The 13,282-nt window shown below is 58.6% G+C and carries 10 protein-coding genes and 2 pseudogenes; 9 read left to right on the top strand and 3 right to left on the bottom strand.

The features are described 5' to 3' along the window. The 5 genes and pseudogenes from AC13F2_RS00280 to AC13F2_RS00260 all read left to right on the top strand — a co-directional run. Positions 1-107: pseudogene (locus tag AC13F2_RS00280) on the top strand (IS5/IS1182 family transposase); the annotation flags it as partial. Beyond that, positions 104-340 carry a hypothetical protein gene (locus tag AC13F2_RS00275; RefSeq protein WP_482963892.1) on the top strand — a complete coding sequence of 79 codons (237 nt, stop codon included), beginning with the start codon at positions 104-106 and terminating at the stop codon, positions 338-340. The pseudogene AC13F2_RS00280 and the gene AC13F2_RS00275, both read left to right, overlap by 4 nt. Positions 341-684: 344 nt before the next feature. Beyond that, positions 685-1,398: an ImuA family protein gene (locus AC13F2_RS00270; RefSeq protein ID WP_482963891.1), complete on the top strand. Its 714-nt coding sequence runs from the start codon at positions 685-687 to the stop codon at positions 1,396-1,398. Beyond that, positions 1,319-2,866: a DUF6504 family protein gene (locus tag AC13F2_RS00265; protein ID WP_482963890.1), complete on the top strand. Its 1,548-nt coding sequence runs from the start codon at positions 1,319-1,321 to the stop codon at positions 2,864-2,866. Before AC13F2_RS00270 ends, AC13F2_RS00265 begins: the two co-directional genes overlap by 80 nt. Further along, positions 2,866-6,288, top strand: coding sequence for an error-prone DNA polymerase (locus tag AC13F2_RS00260; RefSeq protein WP_482963889.1), 3,423 nt, complete (start codon positions 2,866-2,868; stop codon positions 6,286-6,288). The genes AC13F2_RS00265 and AC13F2_RS00260 overlap by 1 nt, the downstream gene beginning before the upstream one ends. A 7-nt stretch (positions 6,289-6,295) precedes the next feature. Here the strand turns inward: AC13F2_RS00260 and AC13F2_RS00255 are convergent, their stop codons facing one another. Then, complete coding sequence (locus AC13F2_RS00255; protein ID WP_397490428.1) at positions 6,296-7,606, bottom strand: UDP-glucose dehydrogenase family protein; 1,311 nt, start codon at positions 7,604-7,606, stop codon at positions 6,296-6,298. A 165-nt stretch (positions 7,607-7,771) separates the two neighbouring features. On the opposite strand from AC13F2_RS00255, the gene AC13F2_RS00250 reads away from it, so the two are divergent. The 4 genes from AC13F2_RS00250 (at position 7,772) to moaC (ending at position 11,513) form a co-directional block, all read left to right on the top strand. Further along, on the top strand, positions 7,772-8,164 hold the full coding sequence (locus AC13F2_RS00250) for a DUF2946 family protein (protein WP_482963888.1): 393 nt from the start codon (positions 7,772-7,774) through the stop codon (positions 8,162-8,164). Between the two features lie 94 nt (positions 8,165-8,258). Beyond that, positions 8,259-10,460 (top strand): TonB-dependent receptor, encoded by a 2,202-nt coding sequence (locus tag AC13F2_RS00245; protein WP_482963887.1) that lies wholly within the window; start codon positions 8,259-8,261, stop codon positions 10,458-10,460. A gap of 18 nt (positions 10,461-10,478) precedes the next feature. Beyond that, complete coding sequence (locus AC13F2_RS00240; RefSeq protein ID WP_482963886.1) at positions 10,479-10,949, top strand: MerC domain-containing protein; 471 nt, start codon at positions 10,479-10,481, stop codon at positions 10,947-10,949. A gap of 87 nt (positions 10,950-11,036) precedes the next feature. Continuing rightward, positions 11,037-11,513 carry a cyclic pyranopterin monophosphate synthase MoaC gene (gene moaC / locus AC13F2_RS00235; RefSeq protein ID WP_482963885.1) on the top strand — a complete coding sequence of 159 codons (477 nt, stop codon included), beginning with the start codon at positions 11,037-11,039 and terminating at the stop codon, positions 11,511-11,513. On the opposite strand, the gene AC13F2_RS00230 is transcribed toward moaC, so the two are convergent. Both AC13F2_RS00230 and AC13F2_RS00225 read right to left on the bottom strand, forming a co-directional pair. Then, positions 11,514-13,019 (bottom strand): acetyl-CoA acetyltransferase, encoded by a 1,506-nt coding sequence (locus tag AC13F2_RS00230; protein ID WP_482963884.1) that lies wholly within the window; start codon positions 13,017-13,019, stop codon positions 11,514-11,516. 155 nt (positions 13,020-13,174) lie between these two features. Next, positions 13,175-13,282, bottom strand: a pseudogene (locus AC13F2_RS00225) (IS5/IS1182 family transposase); the annotation flags it as partial.

Below are 13,282 nucleotides of genomic sequence, written 5' to 3'. Positions count from 1 at the left end.
GAAACCGCCGCCTCGCTAAAGACTTCGAGACCACCATAGCATCAGCCCGGAGCTGGCTCTTCACCGCGGCCGTGCAGATGCTCACTCGCAGACTGGCAAACCTATGAACTTACGCCAGATAGTTTCGAGTCAGACTCTAAGCGACGACAATGGGAATGTCGCGCCGAGTTCGGCGGAATTGATCGATTGCCGCAATGTGATGGTGGAAAGCGACGGCCCGCGCGTATCGGTCGTTGGGTTGGAGAATGTCACTATTGTCGTTTCGAACGGCGAAATACTGGTGACGAGCGATGCTGGGGCGCAAAAAGTGGGCAATCTGGCGGGTGCGAAAAATCAGTAATGCCCCCTTGCGATTGAGCGGATTTTTCCGTGAATCTTTTTGAAGATCGTCGACTATCCCACTTATAACGAGCGTATAATAATTGGGTGAGGCGCCTGGGTCGGTCTTTTTCTCGACGGTACATGCCTTATGATCGATGGATCCTGCTTATAAGCTTTGTGACTGGCGTCTTGTTCGGGATGTCGGGCCAAGGCAATCGACAACTCGCATCTGGAATATCGCTCTTGATCGAATGATGGATCGGTGAGAACATAAGTGGAACATTGGTTAGGCCGATTCGTATCCACTTGATGTCACATGCTCAGAATATCTCACCGCCTCAAAACACTCCTCTGGCTGGGAGAGTGGACGCTCTGCGTGCTTCGGAACTTCCCGTTGCCCTGGGGAATGGCGCAGACGAATGGTCCCCTGATCTGCAGCTTCCGCATTCCATGTGGGAAATCTTCGGCAGCATGGACGATGTCGCCGGTGACGCGCTGGCACTTGCTTTCGCTCAGAAACATTGTGCTGCTGGCGGCGAAGGCTGGCGGTGGCTGTGGGTTCAGGATGCGCGCAGCACCCGATCTTCGGGGCGCCCGTTTCTTCATGGCCTGCCGCCACCGTTGCGCAGCGGCTTCATTCATGTCGAGGCAGGCAGTGCGGCCGATGCCTTATGGGCAATGGAAGAAGGCGTAAGATGCGGCGAGTTGTCCTTCGTCATCGGCGAGATCGTGGGCGATCCCAAGGTGCTCGATTTCACGGCCATCCGTCGGCTCGTGCTGGCGGCGGAACGCAATGGCGTGATGCTTTACCTGTTGCGCCGGGAAGGCTTTGCGAATCTTTCCGCTGCCCGGTTGCGCTGGCGGGTTACCGCTGCGCCTTCGGCATTGCACCGCTGGAACAGTATGGCACCCGGCGTGCCGCGCGTGCGCGCCGAATTGTTTCGCGGACGCGGCCTGAGGCCCGGGCAGTATTGGCTCGAACATGGCGTGGGCTCGCATGAACCGGATCATAGTCTCCTTGTGGTTCCCGACCTTCGCGATCGACCGGTGGAGCCGGATTACCGCGCAACAGGGTGAGGAAGGCGATCTGCGACAGCCCATCGTGCTGGTGAGCGACACGGCGCATGGTCCCGTCATCGATGCCGTCAGCCGGATGGCCATGGCTGCTGGTGCGCAGTCCGGCATGCGCCTGGCCGATGCGCGAATGCTGGCACCCGAACTGGTGGCCATTCCATTCGATCACGAAGGCAACCAGCGCACGTTGGGAAAGCTGGCGCTTGCAACGCAGCGCTGGGGGCCCTGGAGCATGGTGGACGGTTACGATGGCATATTGCTTGATAGTTCGGGCAGTGCACATCTGTTTGGTGGCGACGGTCCGATGCTGACGAGGATCGAAACGTTTTTTCTGAGGCAAGGTTATCAATGCCGTATCGCCTGTGCGCCCAATAGCGGAGCTGCCTGGGCGCTTTCCCACTATGCCGAGAATCGTTCGGCCATCACCATGCCGGACGATCTGCCTGAAGCGCTTGCGCCTCTGCCTGTTGCTGCCCTGCGGCTCAATTCGGAAACCAGACTGTTGCTGGCCCGGCTCGGGCTGAAAACCGTTGGCGACTTGATGGAAGTTCCGCGTGAAAGTCTCGTCCGGCGCTTCCGCAATCGTCGTTCCGCCGAAGCCAATCCCCTGGTCAGGCTCGATCAGGTGCTGGGGCGTAAGCATGAGCCGCTCGTCCCGCTTATCGAGCACCCACCATTCGGGGCAGAGCGCCGACTTGCCGAGCCGATCCTTCACCTCGAGCCGCTGCAGCATATCGTGGGCGATATTACGCATGACCTCATGCGTATCCTGGAACAGGCCAAACATGGCGTGCGCAGACTGTCGCTGCGTCTGTGGCGGGTGGATGGCGAAGATATGTACCGAACGCTCGAACTGGCTTCGCCGTCACGCGATCCCGATCATATCATTCGTCTGTTCGCACAGCGGCTGGACGACGTTGAAGCCGGGTTCGGCATCGATCAGATCAGGTTGACTGCAATATGGACCGAGCCGCTGGATGGCGCACAGGATACGCTCGACAAGCCCGATACCAGCGGCACGGCGCTACCGGTTCTGATCGACAGGCTGGTTACGCGCCTGGGCAGGGACAGGGTGGCACAATTTGTTCCGCGTAGCAGCCATTGGCCCGAACGCTCACAGCGGGTGGCAGCGCCCGACGAAACGAGCGCCGCCGTGCAATATGATCTCGGTTTCAATCAGCGCCCGCTCAAGCTGCTGGCCCGTGCCGAGCCGATCAGTGTTATCTATGCCACTCCTGAAGGTCTGCCCCGGCGCTTTCGCTGGCGCGGCGGGCTGCACGTTATTGTAAAGGCGGAAGGGCCGGAGCGGATAGCACCCGAGTGGTGGAGACAGCGGGCGAATGCGCGATTGCGTGATTATTACCGGATCGAGGACGAGGCCGGGCGCCGTTACTGGATCTATCGTAACGGCCTGATCGGTGACGGGCGAGGCGGGCCGCCCGACTGGTATCTGCATGGATTTTTCGCCTGATGCCCGATCAGCCGCTCACCCCTGATCGCCGAACGCTGGCCCGATTTTCCGACAAGGAATTCGTCGGCAACCCCCGTGCGCAATTCGTCGAGCTGGGGATCACCAGCTGCTTCTCGTTTCTGCGCGGCGCGTCCGATGCGGTGGATCTGGTCCTGACCGCATTCGCGCAAGGATACGATGCCATCGGCATCGCCGATCGCAATACGCTGGCGGGGGTGGTGCGCATTCATACCGAAGCCAAGACGGCCCGGATGCGTCCGGTAATCGGATGCCGGATCGTGATTGTCGAGGGCTGGCATTTTCTCGCCTATCCGACCGACCGCGCCGCCTACGGACGGCTTACCTCGCTGCTGTCCAGGGGCAAGATGCAGACTCTGGAAGGGAAATGGCAGGACAAGGGCGAGACGCACATCGATCTCGCAATGCTGGCCGACCACGCAGAAGGCATTCAGCTGATCCTCATCCCCCCGGACGTTCTCGACGAGCGGTTTATGGCTGAATTGCGCAAGCTTGCCGTACAGCTGCCGACACTCCGGCATCTTGCCGCCGCCTATCTCTACTCCGGCGACGACATTGCGCGTATCAACCAGCTCGATACGCTGGCGCGAAGCACGGGCCTCACCATCCTTGCCACCAATGATGTGCACTATCACGCCCGCGACCGGCGGCCCTTGCAGGATGTGATGACCTGCATCCGCGAAAAGACGACGATCGATGGTGCGGGCCTTTTGCTTGAGGCAAATGCGGAACGTCACCTCAAACCGCCGGAAGAAATGGTCCACCTGTTTGCCCAATGGCCCCATGCCATTGCCGCAGCGCGTGACGTGGCCGATGCGAGCACATTCGACCTTAAGGAACTGTGTTATGAATACCCGGACGAGCCGATCCCCAAGGACCGTTCGCCGGATGCGTATCTTGCCGAACTGGCCCGGCAGGGCGCACAGGCCCGTTACCCTCGTGGTGTTCCGGCCAAGGTAACACGCCTGATCGATTATGAGCTCGATTTGATCGGCAGGCTCGGCATCGCACGCTACTTCCTGACCATCAGGGACATCGTCGATTTTGCGCGGACCCGGGATCCGCCGATCCTGTGCCAGGGACGCGGCAGCGCGGCAAACTCCGCCGTCTGCTACTGTCTTGGCATTACGGCTGTCGACCCGGACGAGCACGAATTGCTGTTCGACCGCTTCATCTCCGAAGAGCGCAAGGAGCCACCGGATATAGACGTCGATTTCGAACACGAACGGCGCGAGGAAGTCATCCAGCATATTTATGATCGCTACGGTCGTCACCGCGCCGGGCTGTGCGCAACAGTAATTCATTACCGTCCGCGTATGGCCATTCGCGAAGTCGGTAAGGTTATGGGACTGTCCGAAGATACCACGAGCGTGCTCGCGCGGACCGTCTGGGGCAGCTATGGGCGAGAAATTGCAGAAAAGCATGCGCAAGAAGCCGGGCTCGATATGCGTGATCCCCACTTGCGCCGTGTTCTGAAGCTGACTGAGCAGATGATTGGCATGCCGCGCCATCTTTCGCAGCACGTAGGCGGTTTCATCCTCACCCAGGGCCCGCTGGTCGAAACCGTGCCAATCGGCAATGGTGCCATGCCGGATCGCAGTTTCATCGAATGGGACAAAGACGATATAGAAGCCCTGGGCATTCTGAAGATCGACGTTCTGGCGCTGGGGATGCTGACCTGTCTGCAAAAGGGTTTCGACCTGCTGCGCGATCATCATGATCGCGATCTGACGCTGGCGACCGTCCCGCGCGAAGATGCCCGTGTTTACGACATGCTGGTGAAGGGGGACAGCCTGGGCGTATTCCAGGTGGAAAGCCGGGCGCAGATGAACATGTTGCCGCGCTTGAAGCCGCGCCAGTTTTACGATCTCGTCATTCAGGTGGCGATCGTACGTCCCGGCCCGATCCAGGGGGATATGGTACATCCCTATCTCAAACGGCGGCGGAAGGAGGAAGCCGTGGTCATCCCAAAGCCATCCCCCCTTCATGGCCCGCCGAATGAACTCTCATCGATTCTCGATCGCACTTTGGGCGTGCCGATTTTCCAAGAGCAAGCGATGAAAATCGCACTTGATGCCGCAAAATTTTCCAGCACCGAGGCAAATCAGCTTCGCAAGGCGATGGCGACCTTCCGCAGCCGCGGCATGGTCGATGAATTGCAGGACAAGATGGTCGGTCGGATGATCGCGCGGGGCTATGACCCGGACTTTTCAGAGCGCTGCTTCAACCAGATACGCGGTTTTGGAGAATATGGGTTTCCGGAAAGCCATGCGGCCAGTTTTGCCCATCTCGTCTACATTTCAAGCTGGATGAAATGCCATTATCCGGCCGCGTTCGCCTGTGCATTGCTCAATTCACAGCCGATGGGTTTTTATGCCCCCGCGCAAATCGTACGCGATGCGCAAGAGCATGGCGTGGAAGTACATGCGGTCGATGTCAATGAAAGCCACTGGGACAACACGCTCGAGCAGTGGGAAGGTAAATCTCAGCCACCCATGCGGCTGGGGTTTCGCCAGATCGATGGACTGACGGAGGTATCGGCCGCGCGGCTGGTTGCGGCACGCGATGCAGGAGGTCCGTACGATAGTGTTGTCGAACTGCGGGAGCGTACGAAGCTTTCGCCCGGCGTTATCGAAAGGCTTGCTGCCGCGGACGCGTTTCGCTCCATGGGGCTCGATCGGCGACAGGCGTTGTGGGATGCGCGCGCACTCAAATCGGTAGACGATCTGCCTTTGTTCACTGCGACCGCTGTTCGCGACGAAGGGGCGGAAATCGCGCATCATATGTTGCCGCTGATGCCATTATCCGAACATGTCGTGGCCGATTATCAGACCGCTCGACTGAGCCTGAAAGCGCATCCCATGCAATTTTTACGCAACGGGATGCATGATCGCGGGGTTACCGCAAACGCCGATCTGCGTCGGAAAAATTTCCGTAGCCGAGTGAAGGTGGCCGGTGTCGTGCTGATCCGCCAACGCCCCGGCAGTGCCAAAGGGGTGTGTTTCATCACGTTGGAGGATGAGACAGGGGTTGTGAACCTCGTGGTGTGGCCGGATGTGATGGAGCGATATCGCAAGGTCATAATGAGTGCGCGACTGATGGAGGTTACCGGCAGGGTCGAGATGGACGACGAGGTGCTCCACGTCATTGTATCGCATATAGACGATGCGACCTGGCGATTAACCGAATTGAGTGATGACCTGATCGCACCCCAGATGTCGCGAGCCGACGAAGTTAATCGGCCCTTGCGAACCATGAGCGCGGCAAAGCGCAAGGTCGAGATATCACCCGGTCCGGGGAATGCCGATAGTGCATCTCACCAAGCAAGACGAGCGTTGCGTGCGCCGCGGCCTTCGCATCCCCGCAACGTCCGCATCCTGCCCAACAGCCGCGATTTTCACTAGCCGGTGATCAACCGCGGCCGATGCTGGTGTAGGCAAATCCCATGTCGCGCATATCTGCCGGCCTGTAGATGTTGCGTAAGTCGACCATCACCGGCGATTTCGCCAAATCCATGACGCGCTTCAGATCGAGCGCGCGGAATGCATCCCATTCGGTAACGATTGCGATGGCATCGGCATCGGCAATGGCGGCATACGGGTCTGCGACCATTTCCACCTCTGGCATCAGCGGTTTGGCCTGTTCCATGCCTTCCGGGTCATATGCTGCCACATGAACGCCCGCGTCGGTGAGGGTCTGCGCAACCGCGATCGCCGGCGAATCGCGCATGTCATCGGTGTTCGGTTTGAAGGTCAGGCCCAGGAGAGCGACCTTTTTCCCACGCGCGTCGTTCAACCCGCCAATCGCGTCGAGCACCTTGCGGCCCATCGCGCGCTTGCGGCTCTCGTTCGCCTTGACCACCGACTCAACGATCCGGGTGGGGCTGTCGTAATCCTCCGCCGTCTTGAGCAGCGCGAGCGTATCTTTCGGGAAGCATGATCCGCCATAGCCGGGGCCAGCGTGAAGGAATTTCGAACCGATGCGATTATCCATTCCGATGCCACGGCTCACGTCCTGCACATTCGCGCCAACTTTCTCGCACAAATCTGCCATTTCGTTGATGAACGTGATCTTGGTGGCAAGGAATGCATTCGCCGCATATTTGATGAGTTCGCTCGTGCGGCGCCCCGTGAAAAGGATCGGCGACTCATTGAGGAACAAGGGGCGGTAGACTTCACTCATGATTTCGCGCCCGAAATCTTCTTCAGCACCAATCACGATACGGTCGGGGCGTTTGAAATCGCCAATTGCCGCACCTTCGCGCAGGAATTCAGGATTGGAAACTACTGCGATGCGATGCGGTGTCCCGCTGTTCTTGAGGATCCGCTCAACCTCGTCCCCGGTGCCGACGGGTACGGTGGATTTGGTCACGACCACGGCGTCGCCAGCCAGATGTTCGCCAATCTCCTCGGCCACGGCGTAGACGAAGGAAAGGTCCGCATGACCATCGCCGCGCCGACTAGGAGTGCCGACAGCGATGAAGATGGCGTTGGCGCCCTTGATCCCTTCGGCCAGACTTGCAGTGAATGTCAGGCGGCCTGCCTTCGCGTTCGACGTTACCAGATCGGCGAGACCCGGCTCATAAATCGGCATGATACCGTCATTCAGACGATCGATCTTCGACTGGTCCTTGTCGATGCAAACCACGTCGTGACCGAAATCGGCAAAACATGCTCCTGAAACCAGGCCCACATAACCCGAGCCCACCATTGCAATCTTCATATTCTCACCTTGCTCGAAGCTGTAACCTGCCGGCCCTTCAAGATCCTGACCAATTTCCCGCGCAATGCCCTGCTTACATATACAGCACAACAGCCTTATCACAGGCCGAGACTCCTTTGCCCACAAGCCCTTTGCATAAGCAATCGGATCAGCTAAGGGCGCGGCATGATATATTGTCACGCTAAAGGTCGAGGCTTAGCGCGCGGTGGACGCCGCTCGCTATCTCACCTTTGGTGTGCGTTGCTCGCGCTTTTCGTATTAGCGCAGAGTTTCATCGTCCAAACCCATATCCACGAAGCCGTCCAAGTCACCGCGCGCACGCAAAGTGCGATTGTCGCGCCGATACAGAAAGAACGGGACGACGACAGCCGATACGCCGCCCAGGATAGCTGCGCGATTTGCCGGGAGACGGGACAGTCGGGCCCCTATCTACTGCCCCCTGCAATACTGTTCTCTGCAGTAGAAACGAAGGAGCATTGGTCGCGCTGGCTGCCGATTGGCGAGTTTCGTTTACCTGCTCCGCCTGTCGGGTGGTTGGGGCGTGCCCCACCTCTGTAACTCCATGTAAAATAACCGGCTATTCGCGCTGCGCGCCCGCTTTTGGCTGCAGCCGCGTCGTTTGTCGGTCCTTATCTTTACCGGAGTTATTTGAATGCGTTTTACTTTACTGACCTGCGCCGCAGCCGCCGCTCTCATCCCCTATGCGGCCATAGCCCAAGAAGCCTCATCTTCCGATCAGCAGGAGCCGGAAGCTCCGACGAGGACGCCCACCGAAAGGGGTGGAGACGATTTTCATAACGTGATCGTAGTTACAGCACCGGGTCTTGATCGCCTAGATGTTCTGGCAGGCACCTCCGTCGTCGATGGAATGGAGCTTCAGCGCAACCAGAACGGGCAATTAGGTGAGGTTCTGGCCAAGCTTCCAGGTGTGTCGGCGAGCGGTTTTGCGCCTGGTGTTTCGCGTCCCGTACTCAGAGGTTTCGGCGGTGAGCGCGTCCGGGTTCTGACGGACGGCATCGGTGCCATCGACGCTTCGAGTACATCCGATGACCACGCCGTTACCGTGGAGCCCCTGATCGCTGAACGCATCGAGGTACTTCGCGGGCCTGCAGTGCTGCTTTATGGAAGCCAGGCGATCGGCGGCGCTGTGAACGTCATCACAAAGCGAATTCCGCCACGCGTCCCGGATGAGCCCGTACATGTCGACGCAATGGCCGGCTTCGATACTGTCAGCAACCGGCGCGAAGGCGGCCTTTCGGTCGACGTGCCTGTTGGTGACAATCTCGCATTCCATGTGGATGGATCGTATCGCAACACCGATGATCTCGAGATACCCGGATATGTAGCAACCGATCGCCTTCGCGCCCAACTCTTGGAATCGGCTGCGGAAGAGGAGGCCGAAGGTCATCTCGATGAGGCGGAGGAACTACGGGAAGGGGCGAACGCACGCGGAACTTTGCCGAATAGCTGGACGGAAACCTACACCCTGGGAACGGGTCTTGCTTATTTCTCCGGCAACAGCAGCCTTGGCGTGTCTTTCGACTACTACGACACGAATTACGGCATACCGGGCCTGCCAGGCGTAGGACACGTGCATGAAGGTGATCATGATCATGATCACGATCACGATCACGAAGAAGAGGATGATGATCACGGGCATGGCGAAGAAGGGCCCGTTTCAATCGGCATGAAGCGGTACCGCGCCGATCTGAAAGGCGTGCTGGATCTTGGCGACGGCTTCTTCGACGAACTGCGGACCCGGTGGGGATACAGCGATTATACCCACACCGAGTTTGAAGGAGACGACGTAGGAACCGTGTTCGATGTCGAGGGCGTCGAAGGCCGCGTGGAGCTTGTTCAATCGCGCCGTGGAAACCTTCAGGGTTCGCTCGGCGGTCAATACTCGCATACCAATTTCTCCGCCATCGGCGAAGAAGCTTTCGTGCCCAGCAACACGACCGATAGTTTTGCCTTGTTCACGGTGCAGGAGCTCGATTTCGACAGGTTCGAAGTGGAACTCGGTGCTCGCTATGAGCACACCGGTGTCGACGCTTCGGATTCGATCGGCGTGTCCCGCGATTTCGATACGTTTTCCGGAGCCGTCGGCGCATCCTATGCGCTTACCGATGGCGCGGCGGGCGATCTGCGAGCAGGGGTCAATCTCTCGCGGGCAGAACGGGCGCCTTCCGCGCAGGAATTGTTCGCCGATGGTCCACACGTCGCAACGCAACAGTTCGAGATCGGCAGTCCTACTCTAGGAACTGAACGCTCGTGGGGCGTGGAAGGCTACGTCCGCGGTAACCTTGGCCCGGCTCTTCTGAGTGCGAGCGTCTACAGGAACTGGTTCAACGACTTCATTTTCCTCTCCGATACGGGTGCGGAAGAAGACGGGCTGGAGGTGTTTCAGTTTCTGCAGCAGAATGCGGATCAGTTCGGCATAGAAGCCGAGGCGAGCATGCCCGTTTTCGAAACCAATGACTTCAAGCTGCTTGCGGATGTTCGCGGCGACTATGTCAGGGCCACTCTGGCCGATGGTTCTCCGGTCCCCCGTATTCCGCCCCTGAGCCTTTCCGGTGCGCTCGAAGGGCAGTTCGAACACTTCGATGTTCGCGCAGAGGTCGAATGGTTCGATAAGCAGGACCGCGTGTCGGAACACGAAGCGCCCACGGATGGGTATACCTTCGTAAATGCCTCGGTCGCGTGGCATCCATTTGAGGGGGCGGACAACCTGACCATCCTCGCACAGGTGGACAATATCTTCGATGTACAAGGTCGGCGCCATACGAGTTTTACGAAGGAATTCGTGCCTCTGCCCGGCCGGAATTTCAAACTGACCGCTCGTTTGAGCCTGTAAGTCCGCGCGAGACCGCGCATGCCGACGCCTGGATCACGGGCGTCGGCTTTCCTTTCCCTGCAGACAATTCTCAAAAGAAGAGACCGGATGCAATTCAGCAATTCTCCACATCGCAACCTGCTCGATGGAATGGCGATTGCCGGATCCGCGCTCTGCCTGATTCATTGTCTCGCCTTGCCACTCATCATCGCATGGCTACCCGCGCTTTCGGACTGGTTGTCCTGGCCGGAAAGCGTGCATCTCTGGATACTGCTCGCGGCCTTGCCACTGTCGTTTTTTGCCCTGTGGCGTCATGCACTTTGCGAAGGTAGAAAAGTGCCGTTTCTTTTCGGGATGGCAGGACTTGCCATTATGGCCAGCGCCCTTCTCATCGAGGGATCTCCCATTGAACCATTCGTGACGAGTATCGGCGCCGCGCTGCTGGCGGCAGCGCATATCCTCAATTGGCGTGGAAGACGTTCGTGCCACGAAGAGGAGTTGCGCCAGTAAGCTGGCAGTCAATTTCGGCAGGCCTCGACAGGGACGCAATTAGCTGCTGCAAGCCCTCCGATAATTTCACTTACTGGAAGCGAACGAATGGCCGATCTGTCGCATATCGATAAACATGGGCGCGCGCGAATGGTCGATGTTGGCGACAAGCTGATTACAGCCCGCAAGGCGTCAGCAACCGGGACTGTGACGTGCCAGTTGCTTACGCTCGATTTGCTGAAAGAAAGCAAGGTTCCCAAGGGAAACGTCATCGGTACGGCCGAATTGGCGGGTGTCATGGCAGCCAAACGAACGGCCGACCTCATCCCCCTGTGTCATCAGATACCGCTTTCGCAGGTCGATGTTACGATTACTGCAGACGACACATTGCCCGGTTTCGCCGTCACGGCAACGGTGCGAACGGAGGGACGGACCGGTGCCGAAATGGAAGCGCTAACGGCGGTATCCGTCGCGTGCCTCACATTGTTCGACATGCTGAAAGCGGTCGACAAGGATATGACCATCGGTAAAATCCGCGTAACTGCGAAGGAAGGCGGCAGGTCCAGCGATTGGCAACGCGCCTGATCAGCTTTGCTGCCAGATTGCAACACTATCGCGAGCACGTTGGATCTTCCCGCTGGTTCCTACAGGTTCGCATCGGCCATCGGTGAGAAACGCGATGGTTTCGCTGTCATCGGCAGGAACATTGGCCAAGGTACGTGATCCATTTGGCGTGAGTGCCACGATCACGCCGGATTTTGGAGAGCCGGCGCGGTCATAGTGCACCGTGTAAGTCTCTATAACGGCGGGGCCCGCATAATCTTCGTCGATGGGCGGAACTTCGCCGCGTCTGTCGTCGGCTTCGGTCTGATAATCGAAATCTTGCGGGAATAGGGCGCCCGTCGGCTCGCCCGATAGCATGATGGTGTGATTGTGGGTGGCATATCCACCATTGGCGAACAGTAAACCTCGACCGTCGGTCCCGCGTAGCTTTTCAGCCATGGCGACCACAGCATGGCTCATATAGTTCCCAATCGGTCCTCCACCGAACGTCAGGCCGCCAAACACCGTAACTGGTTTTTCGATCGGCCAATCCAGCACCCTGCGTGCCATCTTCGGAACACAGGGGAAGCAACTGTAAAGTTCTACATGAGCAAGGTCGTTCGTGCCGATCTCGTTCAACGCCATCGCCCGTTCGATCGAGGTCGCCAGGCTGGGTGAGTAGTCATAGCGGTCGCGAGCAAGGAAGTTACCGCTTTCGTGTGCAGCCGCACCATAGCCGATATGGACGAGCCGCTCATCCGGAATGCCGCGCCTTCGCGCTTCCGCTAGAGACGTTACGATAAAAGCTGCACCCTGATTGACCGAGGAATTGGCCACCTGAAGCTTCGTATAGGGAAAGGCGATGGGCCGATTATTCTCGCTGGGCTCAACGACAGCCTCAGCCTTTACCGGCTTGCGTATCCATGCCCCATCACTCGCCGCAGCCACCTCGCTCATAACGGCCCAAATCGCACCGGTTTCTACCTGCCCTTCTGCCAGGCTCTGGCCATAGGACGCCCGCCCGGCGTTTTCGTAAAGCGGATAGACATCCGTGGGTACGACAAGGCCGTAGCTCTGCGGATAACCATGCCGGACCCGATGGCTCGCATCGCGAAGCGCGTTGGGTTTTTCGCCACCCTCTCGTTTCTTCAAAGCGGCGAGATGGCCGGCTGTTCGCAACGCTTCTCCACCTGCGATCGCACAGATTTTCGCTTCTCCGCGACCAATACGATTTGCGGCCTCGTGCAGGAGCAGGATTGGGCTGTCGCCATTGGGCAGTGCGGTCTGCATCCGGTGAGCCGGGTCGATCCCGAGGTCCTTTGCAACCTTCGCGTCGACCGGATTGAGCTGAGGCCAAGCGAGTTGAGCAACCACGGAAAGGGAATCGCAATCGACCAAAACGCCGCCGCCCGCATCTGCATCTGCGCGGCGCAGGGCGTGCGCCATAAGACCCACTGGATCGAGACCATCGACCGGCGCCTCCGGTCGATCATTGATCTGGCCAACACCGATAATCACGGGGGTAGTTTCGGGGTCCTGTCCGGTCATAAAAGCGCTCCACCTGCCGCCATGCCTAGCAAACAGTCTGGTGGCTGCAACAATATCATAGGTGGCAGGAGCCTAACAGAACGGCACATGTCTCTACAGATAGAAACACCACACGATCTGCTTAAGAGTCTGACTCGAAACTATCTGGCGTAAGTTCATAGGTTTGCCAGTCTGCGAGTGAGCATCTGCACGGCCGCGGTGAAGAGCCAGCTCCGGGCTGATGCTATGGTGGTCTCGAAGTCTTTAGCGAGGCGGCGGTTTCT

Source organism: Qipengyuania sp. L-5Y, assembly GCF_056859455.1.
The sequence above is the reverse complement of the archived record's forward strand: the minus strand, read 5'-3'. Positions and strand labels throughout refer to the sequence as shown.